Source organism: Photobacterium panuliri (assembly GCF_059920555.1).
This window is the reverse complement of the sequence record NZ_CP197193.1, coordinates 528,001-550,422: the sequence shown is the minus strand read 5'-3', so window position 1 is coordinate 550,422 and position 22,422 is coordinate 528,001. Positions and strand designations below refer to the sequence as shown.

Here is a 22,422-nt window from a genome sequence, read left to right as displayed (position 1 = left end):
AGATGGCCTAAGCCCCCTAACCAGCTGAAATATCGTAGAAGTTAAGACTTTTTCTGGTACGATATAACTTTCGGCGGCGGTATATACAGGCTCCAACGAGAGACGTTGAAGCCTGCAGTGATCTTTGATGGGGCAACTTTTGGTTGGCGATTATATTTTCAGCAGCATTGAGCGATTTCAATTAGATTGCCTGCAGCTATGCGAACAGCATTACCCAACGGTTCACAACCGAGGTATGCGTGAAAATCATTTGGGAAAAGCCCTTAGTCGACGCATTATTGCCACCCTCAATGACAAAGGGATCCCTGCGTTATTCGAACAATGCCAGTCAGATGAGCAATTGCCCCAGCCTATTTTCAGAATCCATAACAATGAACTAACCATTTGGATTATTGCCCAGCGCCTGCTCAGTGCCAACCTTGCGCGTCGCAAAGCATTTGTTCAAACCATTATCGATACCTGTCAAAAAATGGATGCCCAGCAACCCAATTATCTGGTTGTGGTAGCTGACCATTGGTTTGACCGAAGCAAAGCCAGTAAAGAAATTCTTGGCTGGTGGTTAGGTTGCCTGCCGGACAATATCGAGCCATACAACCGCGATGGTGTCCGTCTACTGATGCCAGAACACGGTATCCAGCAACAATTCGAGGCATTAGGCTATCCTCTGAACGGTAGCTATAAAACATATCATCCACTCAAGAAAGACGGCAGTAGAACGATTCACAAATACATTTTACTCTCGGCCTTCTTTGAGTTTCCTCAGCAGTGATAACGATATCATGAGTTCTCCGCAGCCTTATCCCGATCCAGTATTGGAATCCACCGAACATGAATTTATCGGTCACACAGGGGCTGCCGATACCTCCAACGAGCAACATGCTGCGCATTTGTCATTGAAAAATGACTCCCTCATCCGCCTGTTCATTCGCTATACCTTACCAACCATTGCCGCCATGCTCATCACCGGTATCTATGTTGCCATCGATGGCATGTTCATAGGCCACTATATTGGCGAAGACGGCCTTGCCGGGATCATGCTTGGCTATCCCGTAGGTTCAGTGCTGTACGCCCTAGGGGCGCTCATAGGCATGGGGGCGTCTGCGCTTGTCTCAATCAAACTGGGAGAAAATAAAACCCAGCAGGCAAAACGCATTGTCGGCAATGCCTTTTCGCTCTGCCTAATCATCTCATTGATAACCAGTATACTGGGAATGGCATTCAGCGAGTCGATCCTTATATGGCTCGGTGCCAAGGGGAAAATACTCGAAATGGGTAGAGACTACCTCTTTTGGTATTTTGCATTAGGCACCTTTGCCATTATCTCACTGGCCTTTTCTTCACTCCTCAGAAACGACGGCCAACCTAACCGCGTCACAGCCATTATGATTTTCGGCGGGATACTCAATATTGTCCTCGACTGGCTGTTTATCGTGGTATTACCTTGGGCACTCACCGGGGCGGCCATTGCAACCATGCTCTCGCAACTCGTCACCGCCCTACTGTGCCTACAACATTTTTTCTCGGCAAAAACCGAATTACGCATTACTCGGCAAAGTATGGCATTGCATTGGGATACTGTTTGTCAAATATGCAAACTCGGCTTTTCCAGCCTGCTGATGTATCTCTACCTTTCTGTTGTTCTGACGTTGCACAACAAGGCGTTCCTGTGGGTCGGCAACGCCATCCACGTTGCAGCCTACAGCATAGTGAGCTACACCGAGGCTTTCTTCTACCTGATCTTTGAAGGTATCGCTTTGGGTATTCAGCCCATTACCAGTTACAACACCGGAGCTGGTGAATATCACCGAGTGCGACAAACCCGAAATTTAGCCTTTGCGGTAACCTTGCTCATCGCTCTTTTGGGGGTCAGCATGATTTACAGTTTCCCAGAGTGGATGGTCTATCTTTTTACCGGGCATAACCCAGCACTAGAGCCGGTCACGGTACAAGGAGCCCAGTTATATTTCTGGGGACTGCCAATGGAAGGGTTACTGCTTGTCGGGGCGACCTATTTCCAATCAGTCAATCGAGGCAAAGAGGCTGCGATGCTCTCTGGCGGCAAACTCGTGCTTATCACCCTGTTTATCTTCTCCTTGGCACATTTCTTTGGTATCCAAGGGGTTTGGCTGGCGCTACCTATATGCAGCAGTGCCCTAACCTTATGGATGTTTCATCGCCTGCGCAAAAAGTGACGGAGATAACGTAATGATCAAAAAATGCGGCCATCACAAACATTACGTCATGATTCTGGATAGCAAAATTATAATGTAACGCCCTAAAAGCAAACCTTTGCGTGATTTTTATCACATAACTAAACCCAAGTTTACAATACTAATTTTCAATACAAACGCATCAGGTATTATCCGCTCAGTTTCTACAAAGAGCGGTGATATTCATGTTCAAAAAAACCTTGCTTGCTGTGTCTATGACTGCAACTTGCCTAGCAAGTGCTTCCTCCCTGGCGGCTGAAAAAGTTGACCTTCTGATCAAAAATGCCACGGTTCTTACAATGGACCAAGACAAGACCGTATACGACAATGGTCTAGTGGCAGTTAGGGACAATAAAATCTTCGCTGTCACCGATGGTTCTGATCTGGCCGAATACAAGGCTAAACAAACCATCGATGCTGATGGCGATATCGTCATGCCAGGTTTGATCAACACCCATACCCATGTCTCTATGACTGTATTCCGCTCAATGGCTGATGATGTGCCCGATCGCCTGCATCGCTACATCTTCCCGCTAGAAAAGAAACTGGTATCTCGTGATATGGTGCGTATCGGCGCACAACTGGGTAACGTTGAGATGGTCAAAGGCGGGGTAACGACCTACGCCGATATGTACTACTTCGAAGATGAAGTCGCTAAAACGGTTGATCAAATTGGGATGCGTGCCGTACTGGGTGAAACCGTCATCAAATTCCCGGTTGCCGATGCTGCCAATGCCGAAGAAGGTATTATGTATGCCGTCAACTTCATTGAAGAATACAAAAACCATCCTCGTATCACACCGGCATTTGCCCCGCACGCCCCCTACACCAACACCACTGAAACACTGCAGACCATCACCAAGCTATCACTGCAATACGATGTGCCGGTAATGATTCACCTGGCAGAATCGGAGCGTGAAAACCAAGTAATCGCAGAGCGCAGTGGTGGCAAGAGCCCTGTCGAATATATGGCGCAGATCGGCGCTCTGACACCGAACCTTGTCGGTGCACACGTTATCAACGTCAGTGACAGCGATATCGAGCTGTTGAAAAAACATGATGTCGGTATCGCACACAATATGAGTGCCAATATCAAATCAGCCAAAGGTGTATCACCAGCACTAAAGATGTTTGATGATGGCTTACGTATCGGCTTGGGTACCGACGGCCCGATGTCAGGCAACACCATTTCAACCATTGATGAATTCAATCAAGTTGCAAAGGTTCACAAACTGGTCAACAAAGACCGAGCGGCAATGCCACCGATTAAAGTCATCGAAATGGCAACCATGGGTGCGGCACGTGCGCTACATATGGAAGACAAAATCGGCTCACTAGAAACCGGTAAACTGGCTGATATCATCGTCGTAGATACCAAAGCGCCTAACATGGTTCCGGTCTACAACCCATATTCGGCACTTGTGTATTCAGCCTATGCGGCCAACGTGAAACATACGATTGTTGACGGCAAAGTGCTGATGCAAGACCGTAATATGCTAACTGTAGACGAAACGGCCATTCGCAACGAGGCTCTTAAATTTGCCGATACTGTACGAAAAACAGTCGTAGAAAGCGGTGAAATTGTTCAATAACTACTGCTAAACCATGCTCAAAAACAGCAGCCTATTTGGCTGCTGTTTTTTATTGGCATACAAAAGACATGGTTGATAACGATATTGATTCTCATTATTATCCTGATGATTGGAATATACAAAATCAGGAGAATATCTATGTCATTTTCATTTCCAGCCCTCCCCTATGCCTACGACGCCCTCGAGCCCTACATTGATGCGAAAACAATGGAAATCCATTACGACCGTCATCATCGAACCTATTTTAATAAATTCTCTGAAGCCATCGAAAACAGTGACTACGCAAATGAAAGCTTAGAAGCACTGTTTGCCAACGTATCAAAATTACCTACTGCAATTCGCAACCACGGCGGTGGCTTCTACAATCACAACCTTTACTGGGCATGCATGTCACCCAATGGCAGTCCATTCCCGGGAGGGCTTCTGGCAGAATCCATCCACTGCCACTTCGGCAGCTTTGAGGACTTCAAACACCAGTTCAGCGAAGCCGCTGCCAACCATTTTGGATCAGGGTTCATCTGGCTAATCGTTACTGAAGGCCGGCTTGAAATAACGACCACCAGTAACCAAGACAACCCGCTCATGGACGTTGCCGACAAACAAGGTATCCCCATTCTAGCTCTCGATGTCTGGGAACATGCCTATTACATCAACTACCAAAATAAACGCCCAGACTACATTGCGGCATGGTGGAATGTGGTGGATTGGCAGCAAGTCGAACAACACTATATCGACAGCCTTCATACCCAATGACTACGGAGAAGAAAACGCGATGAACACATCACGGTGGGAGCAACATACCTTACTGGCTGATAATGCCGTTAAAAGTAACGACTTTCTAATGGCGGTTGTGCATTACCAACTTGCTCTAGCTGAATCTCAGCAGCTTGAACCGCTAAGTTTCCAAACAGAAGAGCTGGAAGATTTACTCACTATAAAAGTCATGTCATGCCACAATCTAGCGAATTTTTGGCAACAACAAGGCGATGTCGAATACGAACTCAAATACCTACAATTGGCATCTGAGCAAATTATGACACTGATCCCCCAATGCCCTAGAGCACATTGCGAGAGTTTCATGTCATCACTGGGCTGTTGCAAGTCAGCATTGATCGCTTTTTTAAAACGGCACCCAAACCCGATAGTGGCCAAACAGGTTGAAAATATGAGTCTCACTAATCAATGCGAGCTCATTGCCAAATTTAAATTGCATTGAACGTGGTACGCAGATATAGAGGAAAAAAGTCCTATACAATGAATGCTCTTAAGCCGCCATTGAATAGGACTCTCGTCCTTTATGTTTGTCTTTTCTTACAAAACTCCCCTTACCTTTTTTAGATTTTACAACTCGTGTTCTAAAGAGCGAACTGGTTACAACTGCTTTCAAAGCATTGTCTCTCACTGTACCGCGGCCCGTTTCTGTCTCTATCACCGGAGTTGATGACAACATCTTTCCGTCATCATCTGTTTGCGCATATTGCTTACGTTTCTTAGCCATATAATCCAACCTTTTTGATTTATATTTAACCATCTCGACCATAATGCTGACGATAAAGGTCTAGAAAGTAAAGAACAAATTCACGAGCAAATTTTGTTTCACAATTAGCTAGCAATACGATACCGGTCTTTGTATAGCGATTAAATACCATTTCGGTACGAAACCCTCGCACCCAACCACCGTGATGAACAAACCCGGGCTGATTGGCATATTCAAAAGTTCGCCAGCCTAATGCATAGTACACATTGCTCAACTTAGCGCGATAACGATACTGATTAGCCCTTATATGAGGCTTATGCATAATCTCGAGCAAATCGGGCCGCAGTACACTCGGGTAATAACCAAACTGGGCGAGCATCCACTTTGCTAGATCTTGCGCACTCGCATTGACACCCGCGGCGGCGGGGACACGGTAATAATAAGGAGCTGGTTTCACTTCAGCACAACCATCTTTAACCCTGACATGTGGCGAGGCCCGATTCTCCGCCTCCTTATACCCCTCGATGCCAAAAGAGGCCTGATCCATTTTCAACGGAACAAAAATATGCTCTTTGACAAACGTGGGATAATCTTTACCCGATGCCAGAGCCAACATATCAGCAGAAAAATTGTAAACAATGTTCTGGTAACCATAACACTGGCCCGGCGAACAGACGAAATTGACCCTATCAAGCATTGCCAGTATCCGGCTGTAGCTGACATTGTCCTCCAACAAATCAGAATATGCCTGAGGAACTAAACCTGTTGTATGCGACAAGACATGCCGAAGAGTAACATCCTTCCCTAACTCTGGCTCGCTAAACACAATATCATCCAGATAAGGGACAACATGGGTATCCCATTCAATCAACTTGTCGTTGACCAAAATCGACACCGCCCCAGAAGCAAATGTCTTCGATATTGAAGCCAATGGAAAAACCGTCGCCGAGTTGACCCTCTCCGTCCCCCCCCGCTTCCGGACACCATAACCACGCAGCAACCGAATCTCGCCATTAATGACAACAGCCAAGGATGCACCGGGTAACCCGAGCTTTACGGCTTGTTTTACATATTGATCTAGCTCTATAGCAATGTCATCGTTAGGCGCGGCTACAGCTGCTGACACACAGAGCAATATAGCCATACAACCGACAAGCCAGCCACTCATGTTGACTACCACCTCACTAAGTGCAACAGGATAAGCCTAGCTCTTTCCGCTTGGAGCTTTGGCTCTTTAGTGAGACGATCCCCCTAACAACCTCGCTGTAGACTCAATATCTTAGCGTTATGAATTACATCTATTTCATCACGATATTATGCTGGCATTTATACTGTGGATTTTTTGCATCCTTCAATAAAATACTATTTTTTAGCTTTTGAACATTGAGCTAATTAATAGTACATATGTACGCTGAATTGCTATTGAGAAATATTCCAGAGCACAACTGTAAGCTAAAACTATTAATCATCGACAATTTCTACTCCTAAAAAGAACCCTTCAACAATCAGAGCTAGATTTTTTGCACTAATCCAGCAACAACACTAACCAACTGATATAAAAAGACAATCACTCATCTGACCACTGTCACAACGAGATCTGGAACACATTTTGTCTTTTCAATTTAAAATTAAACGTTACAATATATCGCCTTGATATCGCTTACAGCGTTTTTTTAAGAAGGTCACCAGCATGAAAGTTGTCGATTTTATTAAGCAAAGACGTGAAGAATTTTCCCGGCATTCCTTTGATTTAAAGGAGCTACTATCTCCTTCTTTACGTGAACACTGGCTTGATTTTGTTACAAAAACAAACAAATCAAAAATCGTACAGCTTGCTGGCAGTCACGCTACTGCATCCAACGATGACGCTGTTGTGCAGACCTCCGAAACAACCAGCCATTTAGCGGCTATAAATAAAGAAAAACAAGTGAATACTGCAGAAATTCAAAATACACCAGTACAGACTCCGGCTGCAGTCGCTGCCATGAAGCCAGAAGCTGAAGTACTCTACCAAGAACTCACCGACACGCTGGGCCAAATCATTCACACCGGCGATTGGCTGCTTGTCGATCAAGGGCGCATCAATCAGTTTGCTGATGTCACAGAAGACCATCAATGGATCCATACTGATCCAAATAGAGCCGCTGAAGAGTCCCCGTTTAAAACGACAGTAGCACACGGTTTTTTGACTCTATCACTGCTATCTGTACTTACTGACAGTGTTGACCCATCAAAGCAAAAATTCCCGACAGCTAAAATGACCGTGAATATGGGGTTTAACAAAATTCGTTTCCCATACCCTGTTAAATCAGGAAATCGTATTCGCGCGACCACCAGTATTCTAGCGGTAACCCCTGTTAAACGTGGTCTAGAAATTGTTCAAGAACTTAGGGTTGAAATCGAAGGCGTACGCCGCCCAGGCTGTGTAGCAGAATCGGTTATTCAATTACACTTCTAATCCGTCGTGATATCATTGGCCGCTCTCTAAAGAGTGGCCAATCACTACCATGACGCTGTAGTTCACATTTCCCATCATACTGCTCCACCAAATTACATATTTACTGAAACTGTCTCGTATTTTACAGGCGAAAAATATAATAATATTTTGCACCTTCAAAGATAAGCCCTAGTTTTTAGGCCATGTACTCTTTGTCGGTTCTCTATACAATGCCATCCCAACGAATACGCTCTCTCACTATTAGTCAAATAGCTGCACTTGTAACTCTAGCACTTAGCCCATTTAGCTCCGCCCACAGCAAGACAATTTCTGGTATTAACTTGATGCATGCTACAGGCATGGATCAACACAAAATGGCACGATTTTTAGAGCATTCACCGAGCATCAAAGAATTCTATGTCAGCGAAAAACTTGACGGTATTCGGGCTATTTGGACAGGCACCTCACTCGTCACCCGCCAAGGCAATACAATCTCGGCACCAGACTGGTTTATTGCCGCACTCCCAAAAGATATTATGCTAGAAGGTGAATTATGGGCAGGACGAGGACAGTTTCAACAAGTCACACGAACCGTATTAGACAAATATCCAAATTCAAACCAATGGCTCAACATCAAATTCATGTTATTTGATATGCCAAATGTTCAAGGGCCTTTTTCCCATCGTCTTTCTTTATTAAAAGAACATGCGAAGACATTAAACCAACCTTTCATTGAAGTAGCCACCCAACGTGAACTTGGCAGTATAACCGAATTAGAGAGATGGCATAAAAATGTGATCGCTCTAGGTGGGGAAGGACTAATGCTGCATAACAAAAACAATTTCTATACAGCAGGTAAAAGCCCCGCATTAATGAAGTTTAAACACCATAACGATAACGAAGCCATTGTTATCGGCTATGAGCCTGGCAATGGAAAATACAAAGGTATGATGGGGGCAATTTGGGTAATCACTAGCGACAATATCAAATTTAAGATTGGCACTGGATTTTCAGACGACGATCGGCAAAACCCGCCTCCGCTCGGTAGTTTTATCCAATACCGTCATAACGGGTTCACTAACAGCGGCATACCTAGATTTGCCCGATATGTACGATTGCGGCCTAGCCCTGATAGCTAAATACAACTCACGCCTAAACATTATTTATCACCACTCACAGCCAAAAGGATATAAAACACACCCATCAATACTCACTGTAGCGCTATTATTACTTTCTTGAGGTATTCTTTCCTGCCTGTCTAAGCAGTTTTTTTCTGGTTAGCGTTTGTTGCTTCTCTGTCAACGCATCATATTCCTTTTGATCAATAATGATACCTTGTTCTTCCAATGCAAATAGCCTTTCCCATTCCAACTCCACGAGTGCCATTTCTTTTTCTATTTTCTCATACTCGATATCGACACTCTTCTTATTATCAATGGCATCACTTTGGCCAGACACTGACAATAACAAACCTAACAACAATAGCTTATATTTCATGCATTCCTCAAAACGTATCCTGTCAATATACTCTCACTCAAAGGCAAAGCTCTGTTTTCATCGAACATTCTACAAACAAAGTATCCTTCGCCTTAATGGAACAGGTATTTAAAATACAAGACTGATGGTTTCCATTCAGTTATTAACGATATATTTTTGCCATTTTTCGAGATGTTTCATAAAAAATCAAATAGCAATGAAACATAACAACAGCTTTCGCCTTAAAACATTACTGGCATTGAAATAAACAATAAAATTTTCTTTACCTATAAAAAAGCCGCCTAATCAATTAGGCGGCTACATTTGAATTCAGCAGAGTTAAACCATTACAACTTGTATCGATGTACCTCGACCTCTAATTGATTGGCCAACACTTTTAACGTTTCTGCCTGCTGTGCCGCGGCAATGGCTTCATCTGCCATTTGATTTGCGACCTCTTGTACCCCTTCAGTATTGCGACTAATTTCAGCCGTTACACTGGACTGCTCTTCGGCAGCAGACGCGATTTGCGTTGCCATATCACTGATCACATTAATCTGCTCGGCAATAGACGTAATACTACTTCCTGCCGCATCTACATCCGTCACGCTGGTTTGTGCCAACCTGTGGCTCTCACCCATTGCTGATACAGCTTGCTGAGTTGTGGATTGCAGCGTTTCAATCATCGCTTGAATCTCTTCAGTTGAGACATGCGTTCGCTGTGACAACACACGTACCTCATCAGCAACGACTGCAAAACCCCGGCCTTGCTCACCGGCTCGCGCAGCTTCAATGGCAGCATTCAACGCTAATAAGTTTGTTTGCTCGGCGATGTCCCGGATCGTTGATAGAATCGTACTAATTTTAAGAGCATGCTCTTTGAGTTCACCAATGATCCCCGATGCACTATTGACTTCGTTAGCAAGATTACCAATCGAATTTTGGCTCTGACTAGCTTGACGATGCCCCTCTCCTGCCATCGATACGGCTTCTTCTGCTGTCTTTGCCGTATTTTCCGCATTACCGGCAATTTCCTGCGTAGCACTTGCCATCTCGGTCACGGCTGTGGCAACCATCGTAATTTCATCTTGTTGTTGGCGAATATTGTGAGTCCGTTGAACCGTTGCCTCCGCTGCAACTTCTGCACTTTTATTCAACTCAACGGCAATGTCCCGCAACTTGCTCGCCATCGCATGTTGGCGCTCAACAAACTGATTAAAATTCGCAGCCAACTTACCGACTTCATCTTGTGTTTTCGTTTCAATGCGTACGGTCAAATCACCCTCACCATTGGCAATATCCGCCAATGCATCAGATACATGGTTAAGCTCGCGAAGCTGCCGGTTAACCAACCAACCAACAAATACGCAGGCAACAGCAAGGATCATCAACCCAATCAAAGTAATATCAAATACCACGTCAGCTAATGGCGCTTCCAGCACAGACTTGTCCATCACCATTAACAGCGCCCAGCCAGAATCGGGAACTGCCTGTATCTCTACAGCACGTTCGCGGCCATCAAACTGAGAGAAGAAAAAGCCTTTTCCGCTAATCGCCTGTTGTAATTGACCCATCGACAAACCCAGATCGCTAATTGGCTTGAGCTCCATTTTTTCGTTTGGATGCGCAACAATGACCTGATTATCCAAATCTACCAACACCGCATAACCATCTCCCTGTACCGGAATGGTCAGCACATCCTTCATCAGATCCCCCAGAGCCAAATCAACACCGACAACCCCGCGCACAGCCCCATTACTCATCACAGGCTCAGCGAGGGTCACTACCAATGTTTGCATGGTATGACTCATATATGGAGCAGTGACAATGTCACGTCTAGCCTGCTGCGCAGACTGATACCAACCCCGGGTACGAGGATCATAACCAGCACGGTTCAATGACGGATCATGACGATACATTTCACCTTGCGCATTACCGTAAAATGCCAAACTGAAATTACCTGATACCAAAGTCTGCTTTAGGTGAGTAACAACATTTTGCGTATTCTTTTCTGTTATCGTATTGACCGTGGCCGTTACAGCATCACGCTTTGCATTAAGCCAATCACCAATCCCCTTCGTCACCGCAACAGAAGTATTTGTCGACTCACTTTCAATCGCTTTCCAAAGCTGATCTTTCATCGATAAATAAGAAAAAGCGCCCAATGCGACTACGGTTATAGAAATCGCAGCAAAACTCGACAACAATAGTTTTAATTTTAATGTGAATTGCATAATCTTCCCTTGCTCAAAAAACGAGTAAAAAGATTATACGTAATTCAAATACAGACAAATAGCTATAATTTACAGTGTTATCAATAATTGATTTTCCGAGTTAAGCCTCCATTTATTCACTCTCGGTTCATCTTCGACTGATTAGACTAGGTAACATGAATAGGAATCAGATTATCATCACAGCCCTGTTGCTATTGTTTTCCTCACTAAGTTTCGCCGCTGTCGAGCTAGAAATAGAGGAAGATCATGACGACGTTATGCATGCCGTAGAGCAAGGTCTAATCCAGCCTTACTCTTCACTGCAGGAAACCGTCGCGCGACAATTGCATGGACGCATCATCAAAGTTGAGCTGGAGGAAGATGACGGCATTTGGGTCTATGAACTCAAATTGCTCGCACCTGATAACCGTATTATCCGTGTTGAGTACGAAGCCAAATCGCTCTCTATGATTGAGATTAAAGGCCGCGGTTTAGAAAACATCATAAAGGTAGAACAATGAAAGTGCTCGTCGTCGAAGACGAAATGACATTAGGCAACCAGATTGTTGCCGGACTAGAACAAAGCGGCTGGGTAGCAGAGCTATCCTGCGATGGCATCGATGCACTGTATCGTGCCACTTCTGAATCATGGGATGCCATCGTGCTTGATCTGGGCCTACCAAAACTAGATGGCCTTACCGTGCTTCGTGGCATACGTGATGAAAAAGTCGCCTGTCCTGTCATTATACTCAGCGCACGTACAGAACTGACCCAACGGGTAGAAGGCCTGAATGCCGGGGCTGATGACTACTTAACAAAACCGTTTCAGATGGTTGAACTCGTAGCCCGACTTCGCGCGCAAGTACGCCGTTCAACAGGCAACGCATCCCCTATCATTCAGGTAGGTGGTCTTAGCCTCGACACCCGCTCGTCAAATGTGAGTTACAACGGCACGCCGGTTGATCTTACCGCGCTCGAATTCAAAGTATTGTCATATATGATGCACAATGCCGAAAAAGTGATTTCGCGTACAGAATTAGTCGAGCATATCTACAAACAAGACTTTGACCGCGATTCAAATACCATTGAGGTCTTCATTGGCCGCATCCGTCGAAAAATTGGTACTAACGTTATCAAAACCGTTCGGGGTCTAGGGTATCGTATCAATGGCGATTAAGTCACCGGCAAAACCACTTCCAAGCCTTCGCAGCCGCTTGCTTATTGCCGCGGCTGTTTGGCTTTTGGCTATTGCTCTCGCAGCAGGGTATCTTGTTCCCCAGTTCATCAAAAGCTATCTTGTCGACCAAGAAAAGCAACAGCTTTATATCTATATGGATGAACTAACCGCTCAAACCGAAGTTGATAACAACGGTAAGCTAATTCAGCCCCGCATTCTCTCAAATCCCCGCTTTCAGCAACCCTATAGCGGATTATACTGGACGCTAAAAGTCACCGATCAAGAGCTGAGATCTCGTTCATTATGGGATACCCGCATTACCGGTAACGAGAAAAAAGGCTTTCATGGCCCGAATAACCAATCTTTGCTAGTGATATCTCGTCAGTTTTACCTTCCTGAGATCGACGAACCGGTTCAATTAAGCATTGCTGCTAACCAAGATCATTTATTGCATACCATCACCAAACTAACCCACGGCTTGTGGTTAATGCTTGCGACTATGGTTGGAGGTATCCTGTTACTGATTTGGGCTCAAGTCTCTTGGTCGCTTTGGCCGCTCAAGAAACTACAAGCCCGTCTCAAAGATGTCCGTGAGGGCAATGCCACTGAGCTAACTGGCAACTACCCTGCTGAGATTCGCCCGGTCGTAGATGATCTCAACGCCTTATTATTTCATTATCAAGAACTGCTTGATCGTGCCAGAAATCACGCGGGTAACTTGTCGCATGCGCTAAAGACCCCAATCGCGATACTCAACAACGAAGTCGCAAATTTACCCGAGTCGCAACAACAAAAACTCTCTCCGCTATTGCAGCAATTGCAACAGCATATTGATTATCACTTAGGCCGAGCAAGAATGGCTGGGGCAGCCAATATCCTCGCAGCCAAAACAACGCCTTCTGCGCGTGTAGATGCCATTTCTATGGCGATGGATAAAGTCTATGCCAGCAGAGAAGTCATTTTAGTTAACGAACTAGACAGCGATTTGGCAGTAGCTGTAGAAAAGCGGGATCTCGATGAGATCATCGGCAACGTGATCGAGAATGGATACAAATGGTCAAATAGCCTAATCCGCGTACATTTGGCCGATGAGACCCCCCGTACCCTCGCTATCATCGTGGAAGATGATGGTCCTGGAATTCCTGTCGATAATTTTGATTCTGTACTAAAACGGGGCGTACGGCTTGATGAAACAACGCCAGGTACTGGCCTAGGGCTAAATATCGCCAGCGAATTGGCACACAGCTACAGAGGTAAATTGACTCTGGGCAAGAGCGCCCTTGGTGGATTAAAAGTCACTTTAACTTTACCTAAGCCTCGTCAATAGTCTTTCGCGCGGATATCGACCGATATCCGCGAGGAAAGCTGCCACAACAGCCTCCATCTGTATTGGATCTTCTCACCTAAACAAATAACGACAAACAAGGTTGATATATACTCTCGCAGCTTAACCAGCTTGGAGGCTCTCAAGAAGGCCATAACATCAAGTTGACTATTCTAACTACCACTCCCAGAACAAAAACACTAACGCCAAGCTGATACCACCTATATTCACCGGCCAACATCCCAACCCGCTGGTAGAACATCTTGGCAATACCAGACCAATCACGGGTACGGTGACCGTAAAGATAGATCCCACGACCCAACATAGACAAACCGACTGCCACCAACACATACTCCGTCACCATCAAGCCAATCTGCAACACGGCGTGTCCTCCCTATATCTTGAAGTACCGCAAAATATTTAATCTATCATCACGACGCGGCACGGGTATATTAGACTTAGGTAGGTGAAAAAATACGGCTGAATCAAGCAATCTGTGTGCTTATTCAATGTGTTTGGTGTAGAATCCCGCCCCCGGAAAAATCTCACGAAGGTATCGAGGCGACATGCAATTACTCGAAGCAAAACTACAAAAAATTGACCGTCATAACTATCGCAGCTATTCGAGCCTGCGCGGTGAATACCACTTCGTTGACTTCGATTTCTTCATCGACATCACACAGTCCGATCCCTATGCCCCAGCGTCGCGCGTTCGTGCCCGTCGCAAGTGGTCTCTCACTGACCTCGAATGGTTAAAAGACCAGTCTGCCGACTATCAACGTGCAGCCCGAGATTTTATTGCTCGCTACTTCAATGAATTGGCGCAGCAAATCAATGAAATTCAAATTGATCGTCCAGGCCAAACCGTTCTTGACCGTACCGCCGTTGTTTTTGATGACGATGCTATCGAGCTGCGTTTTCGCATCAACTTGCCGTCTGACGGCCGTACGATCATTGCAAAGAAAACAGCCAACCTGTTCGTACATACCATGCCTAAGGTTATTCGTCGTGCAACCATCGCGCGCGAGCTACCTATTGACGAACTGAAGCGTCACTGTGAAGCCATTGAAGACCAAGTATCCCTGCGTAAGCAACTTGCCGATAAAGGGCTTATGGCATTTATCGCAGACGGCAGTATCCTGCCGCGTCTTGCTGGTAATAGCGATCTTCCTCTTCCGGAAGCACTACCGTTTACCAGCCCAGACAATCTCGCTGTAGAGCTTCAAGCACCACATCGCGGTACCATTCGCGGTATGGGTGTACCAACAGGTATCACAATGATTGTTGGTGGTGGCTTCCACGGTAAGTCGACCCTGCTCAACGCGATCGAAAGTTCGGTTTACGACCATATCCCTGGTGATGGCCGTGAATATATCGTTACCGATGAGAATGCCGCTAAGATCCGTGCCGAAGATGGCCGTTGTGTACACAATGTTGACCTTTCCCCGTATATCAGCAATTTGCCGATGGGTAAGGACACCAACATGTTCTCCACTCAAAATGCATCAGGTTCAACGTCACAGGCGTCATGGCTGCAGGAGTCAATCGAAGCAGGCGCTAAAGCCCTGTTAATTGATGAAGACACCTCTGCAACCAACTTTATGATCCGCGACGAGCGCATGCAGGCTCTAATTGCCAAAGATGATGAGCCAATCACACCGCTTGTTGACCGTATCTCACTGCTACGTGATCAGCTTGGTATTTCAATTCTGCTTGTTATGGGCGGTTCTGGTGACTACTTGGACGTTGCCGATACTGTTATCCAAATGCATAACTACGAAGCCATCGATGTAACAGAAAAAGCGAAGCAGGTTGTTGAATCTCACCCTACCCGCCGTCAACTTGAAGGCAGTAGCGCCATTGAGCAGCCACGTACCCGCAAACTCAACTGCGCAGGATTGAAAGCCATGCTTGAAGACGGCAAATTCCGTATTCAGGTAAAAGACAAATCTTCTCTGCGTTTTGGCCGTGAGTTTATCGATCTACAAGCCCTTGAGCAAGTTGCCGATTCTAGCCAACTACACGCAATTGGTTGGCTATGGTTCCAACTTGCACAACAAAAGGCTGGGAAAAGGCACCAAGCAAAACCTTCTCCCGTATGCTGTGCAACGATGAATGGTTCCGCTCTATGCCAAACTACGGCGATATCGCTAAACCTCGTGTTCTCGAAGTCATGGCGGTTCTTAACCGTATGCGATGCGCTGAGTTCAAATAAACGATACAAAAAAGAGCACGCAATGCGTGCTCTTTTTTATTGGCTCGTAAACAGGAAATATAATACCAATCACCGTAAGTAACTAGTCATAAATAATGGTTGAACAAACTAGAATGATTCATTATTTACAACAATTGGTATTCCTGATTACGACTTTCGCTGAAACTGAATCATCAAACGTTTTAGCCCTTCCAAACGTTCCACCAACAAACGGGTACTTTCAACCGACTGGTCACTGGTGTGCGCATTATCGGCCGCCAAGGCATTAATCGCATCGACATTACGAGAAATATCCATACTCACCCCCACTTGCTCTTCTACAGCAGCAGCAATCTGATGGCTATTGTCGGTCACCTGATCAAGAACCCGATTGATCGCCTCAAGCTGCTCGCCCATCATTTCCGCCTGATTGCGGCAATGGTTCGATTGCTCACCACCGCGCTCAACAGCTGCCACGGCCTGCCCTGCAATTTGTTGAAGACGGGCGATCATCGTCTGGATTTCACCGGTTGATGCTTGCGTCTTCTGCGCCAACGAGCGCACCTCGTCTGCAACCACCGCAAACCCACGTCCGGCTTCACCTGCTCGCGCGGCTTCAATCGCCGCATTGAGTGCCAGCAAGTTAGTTTGATCGGCTATAGAACCGATCACATCCAGAATACCTTCAATTTGACGGCTACTATCCGACAGTGCATTGATAACTTCCTTGGATGCATCTAGCTCCTGATACAGGCGATTCACCGAGTCAATCGTTTCATCTACTCGACTTTGTCCATCTGCAGCCAGTTGTTGGGCATGACTGGTCATCGCCGAGGTACTGGCGGCACTCTCTGCCACCTCTTTGACTGAGGCGGCCATCTGGCCAATCGCAACGCTGACTTCTTCTGTCGCCAATGTTTGATGATGCAGGTTTGACTTCACATTTTGCGATTGGGCAAATTGATCCTCAGCCGAAAGCAAAATATCACCCGCAGTCTCACTGGCTCGACCGACAATTGCTCGCAATTCTGATTGGCGCATTTTCAAAGCCAGTTCCACAGGCGAATAATCGTCATATTTACCGGTATAGATGGGCTCCATGGTCGGGTTATGGTAAGCATCTTGTGCCAATAAACGGAGCTGACTCATCCGCTGCTGGGCATGAATTTGCAGAGCCAGCGCACCCCCCAATGCTACGACGCCCAAACCTGTTGGCCAATCGAAACCTTGTGTAAGACCACCAGCGACCACGCCAACCAGACCGGCACCAATCAAGCCCAGCAGAACACGTCCTTGAGACCAACGCCAACGAATAGAGGTTTGGCTGTCCATTTGACGATAAGCTTGTTCAGCCCTTTCAACCGTCGCCTTTTCCGGTCGACTACGTACAGACTGATATTCGATGACCTGACCTTTACCATCTGTTATTGGCGTGACAAAGGCAGAAACCCAATAATAACCGCCATCTTTGCAACGGTTTTTAACCAGTCCCATCCAGCTCTTGCCTGACTTGATATATTGCCATAGCTGGCCAAATGCCTTCTTCGGCATATCTGGATGGCGAACAATATTATGTGGATGCCCAATGAGTTCTTCTGCATCATAGCCCGCCACTTCACAAAATGACTCATTTGCATAGGTCACATGGCTATGGGGATCCGTTGTCGATATAAGGTTGTAAGAATCAGGATAATCCCTCTCCTGTCCTTGGCTTGAATTTAGCTGTTTTGAAATTTTGGTCATAATAGCCACTTTATTTTTTTGTATTTTTACACTACTGCAAAGTGCATCAAGTCAACGGTATATACCTAATACAACATTCCGTAGCAGTGTTTTATGCCAATAGCCATTATGACAGGGAAAACAACTTATTTATTGATTTTTAATAGTAAAAAAGGAATCAACATCAACGTTTGATTCCTTTTTGAGCTGATTTAGCCAAATTTATATACATCAAGCCGGTTGTGCATATGCCTCTAACTTATCGAGTAACACCTCTTTTTTGAACGGTTTTGCTACGTAATCATCCATTCCCACCTCATAGCATTTATTGATATCAGCGTCCAAAACACTGGCTGTCAAAGCAATAATAGGCGTTGACGGGCAGTCATTCTCTGCCTCAAATGCCCGGATCTGCTCTGTTGCTGTAAAACCGTCCATGACAGGCATCATGCAATCCATCAATATAGCGCTGTAGTTTTTGTTTTGCTTGAACAGGTCAACCGCCTCTTGCCCATTGTTAGCAATATCGAAAGTGAAGCCGGCCTTTTTCAAAAATAGCGAAGCGACTTTCTGATTAACCGCATTATCTTCGACAATCAATACCCGATCTTTGCTACTTGCCTTTACATCAACCGTCGCCGGAATAGAAACCACTTTACTGCTGTCACGTTTGGCAAGAGCCTTAGTCATCGCCTTAACAAAGCGCTTGCCCATTAATGGATAAGTTAAAATACCATCAACATTATTACCAAAGTCATATTGCTCATCCCGATGGCTAACCACGAGCACCACAGGCACGTCAGGGAGTATTTTTTCAATCACTTTGATATGGTCCAATGTTTTCCCTAGCGCCCGCTGGCAATAAACAACCACATCAATATCAGATGGATTTCTTTGTGATAAAGTCTCCATAGAACCTTGACTATACCCAAGCCCCCACTGTTCGCACTCGTCTTTGATCACCGCCCCATAGTGGCCACTTTCATCAAGGAGCAACACTTTACGCTGTGTGAAATTCTCAACAACAGGCTTAACCGGAGTAACTACATCAACATCAATTGTGAAATAAAATCGGCTGCCTATCCCCTTCTCAGATTGAAGCTTGATTTCCCCGCCCATCAACTCCACCAATTGACGGCAAATCGCCAGCCCTAATCCTGTACCGCCAAATTGACGGGTTATCGAGCCATCCTCTTGAGTAAATGGCGCAAACACCTGACTCTGTTTATCCTTGGCAATACCGATCCCGGTATCAACAACGGCTAAAGTCAACCGGGCCTGCCCATTATCAAGAGATTGATAATCAACCTCTATAGATACCGCCCCTCGCTGGGTGAACTTCACCGCATTGGAAATAAGATTCATCAATACCTGCCGTAAGCGATATTCATCCTGCATAACCAAATACGGCACAGAAGGCGATAGGTTCACCTGCAAGTCCAACCCACTGGTCGCAGCTTTGGCCAAAACAATCGTCATGGTGTCATAGGCAATTTCAGCAACATTACACTCATTAGGGGCCAATACCAGATTCCCGGATTCGATCTTTGATAAATCCAAAATATCATTAATCAGCAATAACAAGGTTTGTGATGAAGTCTCTATCGTTTGAAGATATTCCGCTTGTGATGGGGTTAAATCTGTTTCTGCCAAAATCCCCGACATCCCAATAATCCCATTTAGCGGGGTACGGATTTCATGTGACATATTGGCTAAAAACGAACTTTTGGCTATGTTGGCTTTTTCTGCCTCATCTTTTGCCGCAATCAGGTTAGCCTGGCTTTGAATGCGCTCATCGATCAAATGATTAAGCTTGCGGCTAAACTGAGTAAATTCATCATTACCGTCAACAAGAACCTTGGCGTCCTCTTCTGCGCTGTCTTTCAAGCGCCCCATCGCCTTCAGCACGCGATCAAGATACGAACCAATACGTTGAATAACATTGGTACCAAGGCACAAGATCACAACTAATGAAGCCACAATCACCGACAGATAGAACCAAATCAATGTTGTCGCAGCCTGTGAGGACTCCGTAATATCACTTGCGAGTTGGCGGCTGATCTCATTGACAACACTCTGTAACAGAACAAACCGCTCATTAAGTGTTGTGATCATATTCGGATCGGCCATTCTATCCATATCACCAGCAAAAATAGCTTCTCTATATTGGTAACTGGCAGTAAATACCGGATTGGAAAATGTCTCGCTGAGCAATTCAATCTGAGCGGGAGTGGCATCAATGGTGAGGTAACGTTCGATGATCAGTTGCTGGTTACCAATGAGAGTATCCAGTTGATCCTGATATTCTTCAACCAGTTCAGGGAAATGGCTGATTAGCTGTATATACCAGTTCTCCTGTTGAGCCCATAATTGAAGCCATTGCAACTGGTACAAAATCGAAACTTTCTGCTCAATTTCCGGATCAGAAATTGACTGCCTCGCCCGCTCCAACGCGATCAAATTCTGGCTAATTATGTCATACCCCCAATCGGACCAATCATTGATATCAGCAGGCCCCATCGCACCAACATCACCAATAAGCTCATTCATCTCATCGGTCACGCCCACCAGCGGGTTCTGCGATTGTTGTGAGAATGCGCTATTCAGTGATTCAGAGAAACGTGTTATTGCGCCAGCCGATACGACTGCTGCGCTGGTTTGCTCTCCGGCCAGTACGCTCTCCTTGAGTGTATGTACCGACATCGCAAAATTTGAATTGGCTTTGAGAAGCTCAATCCTGCTATTCAAGGTGCTCAGTGTATTCACCTTGCTATATAGATGTGACAGCTCCATCCCAACAAAAACTGCCGAAAAAGCCAATGGCAGCACCACGAGCAACATCAATCTCATCTTGATGGAGAATCGATTTAAAATCCCCATTATCGCTCCTTGATCAAAGTTTATGATTTGTCCAGTTGTAGTAACATTATTGTCTACTAGTATTTATAGCAGGATTAACAAGCAGCAATGGGTTTTTCATGGTCAATGGATTGAGATATAAATACTTTTTATCATTCCCCATACTCTCTTTATGTCTTGCTCTTATATTACCCGTCACGGCATTTGGCTCTGAGAAAGACAATAACAAAGAGGTTGAATTTGCCGTCTTTTCATTTAACGAAGCTCTCCCGTCGCTAAGCAAAAGCAAAGCGCGAATGCTCTACAAAGGGAAAACTAAAAAGCTTAATGGCAGCGTAAAGATTGTCTTGGTGGATTTACCAGAGCACTCTATTCACCGCGAAGAATTTTATAACATGCTGCTTGGCAAGTCGGTGACTCAAATGAACGGTTACTGGGCTAGCCAGTCCTTTTCCGGCAAAGGGAAACCACCCGAAGAACTCAGCAGCGACGACATCAAAGAAATCATTGAATGGCTCAACAAGAACCCTAACGGTATTGCTTATGCACCAATCAGTGCCGTGCCAGAAAATGCCAATATTCTAATTACTGTATTACAAGGAGAGTAGCAGTATGAGAAAACTAACCTTACTTTCATTACCGCTGCTCGTTTACCCCTTGTCTGGATACAGTGCCATCGATCTTACTGATTCATTTTCGATTAGCGGGTTTGGTTCAACCTCTGTAACCAAGTCTGACAACAGCACCGAACTATTTGTCCACCGAGAAATTACCGACCACACCTGCTATGACTGCGATACCCTATTTGGCCTTCAGGCCGACTGGGATATAACAGAAACCCTCAATGCGTCTGTACAGGTTGTAAAACGCCCTCAAGATCACTGGTCCAGCCCAGAGCTGGAATGGGCTTATGTGGGTTATGATGCCGATACCCTTAACTTTAAGGCTGGCCGTGTCAGAATCCCGCTATTTCTTCTATCGGAATACTATTACGTTGGGCAGGCTTATACATTCGCCCGCCCACCACAGGAAGTCTATGACAGCTTGTTGGGATTCAACTATTACGATGGAGCCAGTATCACCTGGCAAACGGACATGGGAGATGAAGCCGTTCTGAGCCTCAATCCATTTTACGGATTTGGCATTAGTAACACGACTTACTACGGTAATGAGCAGATCACTATCGACTCTGACTACATTACTGGTATTTCTGCGGAAATCAGTGGCTTTAACTACCGCATTCATGCAGCTTATATTAATACTCGCTATACCATGAGCAGTAGCACCCCAGATGAAGACCAAGAACTTAACATTTTTAGTCTTGGTAGTGAATATTCCTGGAACAACTGGCAATTTTTCGCTGAAGTACAAACAGACGAAATCCAAACCAACTGGAATGCCAGTGCCGCCTACCACTGGAATGACTTTACGCCTTATCTCGTTTATGGCGAAAGTCATCATCGCCGTAAAAGCAGCAGTGTAACCGCCGGCATTCGCTATGACCTCACCTACAAGATCTCGCTGAATGCAGAATGGCAAGGTATCTATATGTCACAAAGCGACTACGATAAATTCCAAACGGGGCAATTTGTGATGCCCCCCAAAGCGCTTGGCGAAGACAAAGATGTCCAAGTCTTCACATTGATGCTTAACTTTGTCTTCTAGAGCGTTCGAGTTCTTAATATATGCAAAAACACGGCCCCGAGGTTATCCTCAGGGCCGTGTTGTCTCACTCACATCC

The 22,422-nt window shown here is 45.5% G+C and carries 19 protein-coding genes and 1 pseudogene; 13 read left to right on the top strand and 7 right to left on the bottom strand.

Translation table 11 applies throughout. The features are described 5' to 3' along the window. Positions 1-127 precede the first annotated feature (127 nt). From ACSF8X_RS18695 to ACSF8X_RS18675, 5 genes are all read left to right on the top strand, one after another. The gene (locus ACSF8X_RS18695; RefSeq protein ID WP_500851966.1) at positions 128-769 is read left to right on the top strand and encodes a hypothetical protein; all 642 of its coding nucleotides are present in this window, start codon (positions 128-130) and stop codon (positions 767-769) included. Positions 770-779: 10 nt separating this feature from the next. After that, entirely contained in the window at positions 780-2,192 is a 1,413-nt protein-coding gene (locus ACSF8X_RS18690; protein WP_500851965.1) for an MATE family efflux transporter, read from the top strand. Positions 2,193-2,395: 203 nt separating this feature from the next. Then, positions 2,396-3,802 carry an amidohydrolase gene (locus ACSF8X_RS18685; RefSeq protein WP_500851964.1) on the top strand — a complete coding sequence of 469 codons (1,407 nt, stop codon included), beginning with the start codon at positions 2,396-2,398 and terminating at the stop codon, positions 3,800-3,802. 138 nt (positions 3,803-3,940) lie between these two features. After that, positions 3,941-4,555, top strand: coding sequence for a superoxide dismutase (locus ACSF8X_RS18680; RefSeq protein ID WP_047879119.1), 615 nt, complete (start codon positions 3,941-3,943; stop codon positions 4,553-4,555). A 19-nt stretch (positions 4,556-4,574) separates the two neighbouring features. Beyond that, positions 4,575-5,018, top strand: a complete 444-nt coding sequence (locus ACSF8X_RS18675; RefSeq protein WP_047879120.1) for a DUF2753 family protein — start codon at positions 4,575-4,577, stop codon at positions 5,016-5,018. Between the two features lie 48 nt (positions 5,019-5,066). On the opposite strand, the gene ACSF8X_RS18670 is transcribed toward ACSF8X_RS18675, so the two are convergent. Both ACSF8X_RS18670 and ACSF8X_RS18665 read right to left on the bottom strand, forming a co-directional pair. Further along, positions 5,067-5,252, bottom strand: coding sequence for an alternative ribosome-rescue factor A (locus tag ACSF8X_RS18670; RefSeq protein WP_500852120.1), 186 nt, complete (start codon positions 5,250-5,252; stop codon positions 5,067-5,069). A 73-nt stretch (positions 5,253-5,325) separates the two neighbouring features. Beyond that, a complete protein-coding gene (locus ACSF8X_RS18665) occupies positions 5,326-6,447 on the bottom strand; it encodes a serine hydrolase domain-containing protein (RefSeq protein WP_500851963.1) in 1,122 nt (373 codons plus the stop codon). 522 nt (positions 6,448-6,969) lie between these two features. Between ACSF8X_RS18665 and ACSF8X_RS18660 the strand changes: the two genes are divergently transcribed. After that, positions 6,970-7,737 carry a MaoC family dehydratase gene (locus ACSF8X_RS18660; protein WP_047879121.1) on the top strand — a complete coding sequence of 256 codons (768 nt, stop codon included), beginning with the start codon at positions 6,970-6,972 and terminating at the stop codon, positions 7,735-7,737. Between the two features lie 353 nt (positions 7,738-8,090). Further along, the gene (locus ACSF8X_RS18655) at positions 8,091-8,855 is read left to right on the top strand and encodes a DNA ligase (protein WP_169753906.1); all 765 of its coding nucleotides are present in this window, start codon (positions 8,091-8,093) and stop codon (positions 8,853-8,855) included. Between the two features lie 88 nt (positions 8,856-8,943). Here ACSF8X_RS18655 and ACSF8X_RS18650 read toward each other — a convergent pair whose 3' ends face one another. Beyond that, positions 8,944-9,213: a hypothetical protein gene (locus ACSF8X_RS18650; RefSeq protein ID WP_500851962.1), complete on the bottom strand. Its 270-nt coding sequence runs from the start codon at positions 9,211-9,213 to the stop codon at positions 8,944-8,946. Positions 9,214-9,539: 326 nt separating this feature from the next. Then, positions 9,540-11,426, bottom strand: a complete 1,887-nt coding sequence (locus tag ACSF8X_RS18645; protein ID WP_500851961.1) for a methyl-accepting chemotaxis protein — start codon at positions 11,424-11,426, stop codon at positions 9,540-9,542. Positions 11,427-11,581: 155 nt separating this feature from the next. Here ACSF8X_RS18645 and ACSF8X_RS18640 point away from each other — a divergent pair, with 155 nt between their 5' ends. The 3 genes from ACSF8X_RS18640 to ACSF8X_RS18630 are packed head-to-tail and all read left to right on the top strand — an operon-like array spanning position 11,582 to position 13,909. Beyond that, a complete protein-coding gene (locus ACSF8X_RS18640; protein ID WP_047879124.1) occupies positions 11,582-11,926 on the top strand; it encodes a PepSY domain-containing protein in 345 nt (114 codons plus the stop codon). Next, a complete protein-coding gene (locus ACSF8X_RS18635) occupies positions 11,923-12,582 on the top strand; it encodes a response regulator transcription factor (protein ID WP_047879125.1) in 660 nt (219 codons plus the stop codon). The genes ACSF8X_RS18640 and ACSF8X_RS18635 overlap by 4 nt, the downstream gene beginning before the upstream one ends. Then, a complete protein-coding gene (locus ACSF8X_RS18630; RefSeq protein WP_500851960.1) occupies positions 12,572-13,909 on the top strand; it encodes an ATP-binding protein in 1,338 nt (445 codons plus the stop codon). The genes ACSF8X_RS18635 and ACSF8X_RS18630 overlap by 11 nt, the downstream gene beginning before the upstream one ends. A gap of 139 nt (positions 13,910-14,048) precedes the next feature. On the opposite strand, the gene ACSF8X_RS18625 is transcribed toward ACSF8X_RS18630, so the two are convergent. Then, the gene (locus tag ACSF8X_RS18625) at positions 14,049-14,288 is read right to left on the bottom strand and encodes a hypothetical protein (protein ID WP_053062467.1); all 240 of its coding nucleotides are present in this window, start codon (positions 14,286-14,288) and stop codon (positions 14,049-14,051) included. Between the two features lie 184 nt (positions 14,289-14,472). On the opposite strand from ACSF8X_RS18625, the pseudogene ACSF8X_RS18620 reads away from it, so the two are divergent. Beyond that, positions 14,473-16,121: pseudogene (locus tag ACSF8X_RS18620) on the top strand (P-loop domain-containing protein). 147 nt (positions 16,122-16,268) lie between these two features. Here the strand turns inward: ACSF8X_RS18620 and ACSF8X_RS18615 are convergent. Both ACSF8X_RS18615 and ACSF8X_RS18610 read right to left on the bottom strand, forming a co-directional pair. After that, on the bottom strand, positions 16,269-17,843 hold the full coding sequence (locus tag ACSF8X_RS18615; protein WP_157037838.1) for a methyl-accepting chemotaxis protein: 1,575 nt from the start codon (positions 17,841-17,843) through the stop codon (positions 16,269-16,271). A gap of 210 nt (positions 17,844-18,053) precedes the next feature. Further along, on the bottom strand, positions 18,054-20,702 hold the full coding sequence (locus ACSF8X_RS18610; RefSeq protein WP_500851959.1) for a hybrid sensor histidine kinase/response regulator: 2,649 nt from the start codon (positions 20,700-20,702) through the stop codon (positions 18,054-18,056). A gap of 98 nt (positions 20,703-20,800) precedes the next feature. On the opposite strand from ACSF8X_RS18610, the gene ACSF8X_RS18605 reads away from it, so the two are divergent. After that, a complete protein-coding gene (locus tag ACSF8X_RS18605) occupies positions 20,801-21,289 on the top strand; it encodes a hypothetical protein (RefSeq protein WP_047879129.1) in 489 nt (162 codons plus the stop codon). Positions 21,290-21,293: 4 nt separating this feature from the next. Beyond that, a complete protein-coding gene (locus ACSF8X_RS18600; RefSeq protein ID WP_500851958.1) occupies positions 21,294-22,346 on the top strand; it encodes a porin in 1,053 nt (350 codons plus the stop codon). Positions 22,347-22,422 lie beyond the last annotated feature (76 nt).

What these genes read in the sequence shown, in the direction of transcription:
- ACSF8X_RS18610 (WP_500851959.1), bottom strand. Translation starts at nt 20,702, where the DNA reads ATGGGGATTTTAAATCGATTCTCCATCAAGATGAGATTGATGTTGCTC.
- ACSF8X_RS18665 (WP_500851963.1), bottom strand. Translation starts at nt 6,447, where the DNA reads ATGAGTGGCTGGCTTGTCGGTTGTATGGCTATATTGCTCTGTGTGTCA.
- ACSF8X_RS18675 (WP_047879120.1), top strand. Translation starts at nt 4,575, where the DNA reads ATGAACACATCACGGTGGGAGCAACATACCTTACTGGCTGATAATGCC.
- ACSF8X_RS18690 (WP_500851965.1), top strand. Translation starts at nt 780, where the DNA reads ATGAGTTCTCCGCAGCCTTATCCCGATCCAGTATTGGAATCCACCGAA.
- ACSF8X_RS18655 (WP_169753906.1), top strand. Translation starts at nt 8,091, where the DNA reads ATGGCACGATTTTTAGAGCATTCACCGAGCATCAAAGAATTCTATGTC.
- ACSF8X_RS18680 (WP_047879119.1), top strand. Translation starts at nt 3,941, where the DNA reads ATGTCATTTTCATTTCCAGCCCTCCCCTATGCCTACGACGCCCTCGAG.
- ACSF8X_RS18635 (WP_047879125.1), top strand. Translation starts at nt 11,923, where the DNA reads ATGAAAGTGCTCGTCGTCGAAGACGAAATGACATTAGGCAACCAGATT.
- ACSF8X_RS18660 (WP_047879121.1), top strand. Translation starts at nt 6,970, where the DNA reads ATGAAAGTTGTCGATTTTATTAAGCAAAGACGTGAAGAATTTTCCCGG.
- ACSF8X_RS18650 (WP_500851962.1), bottom strand. Translation starts at nt 9,213, where the DNA reads ATGAAATATAAGCTATTGTTGTTAGGTTTGTTATTGTCAGTGTCTGGC.
- ACSF8X_RS18600 (WP_500851958.1), top strand. Translation starts at nt 21,294, where the DNA reads ATGAGAAAACTAACCTTACTTTCATTACCGCTGCTCGTTTACCCCTTG.
- ACSF8X_RS18630 (WP_500851960.1), top strand. Translation starts at nt 12,572, where the DNA reads ATGGCGATTAAGTCACCGGCAAAACCACTTCCAAGCCTTCGCAGCCGC.
- ACSF8X_RS18645 (WP_500851961.1), bottom strand. Translation starts at nt 11,426, where the DNA reads ATGCAATTCACATTAAAATTAAAACTATTGTTGTCGAGTTTTGCTGCG.
- ACSF8X_RS18640 (WP_047879124.1), top strand. Translation starts at nt 11,582, where the DNA reads ATGAATAGGAATCAGATTATCATCACAGCCCTGTTGCTATTGTTTTCC.
- ACSF8X_RS18615 (WP_157037838.1), bottom strand. Translation starts at nt 17,843, where the DNA reads ATGACCAAAATTTCAAAACAGCTAAATTCAAGCCAAGGACAGGAGAGG.
- ACSF8X_RS18605 (WP_047879129.1), top strand. Translation starts at nt 20,801, where the DNA reads ATGGTCAATGGATTGAGATATAAATACTTTTTATCATTCCCCATACTC.
- ACSF8X_RS18685 (WP_500851964.1), top strand. Translation starts at nt 2,396, where the DNA reads ATGTTCAAAAAAACCTTGCTTGCTGTGTCTATGACTGCAACTTGCCTA.
- ACSF8X_RS18695 (WP_500851966.1), top strand. Translation starts at nt 128, where the DNA reads ATGGGGCAACTTTTGGTTGGCGATTATATTTTCAGCAGCATTGAGCGA.
- ACSF8X_RS18670 (WP_500852120.1), bottom strand. Translation starts at nt 5,252, where the DNA reads ATGTTGTCATCAACTCCGGTGATAGAGACAGAAACGGGCCGCGGTACA.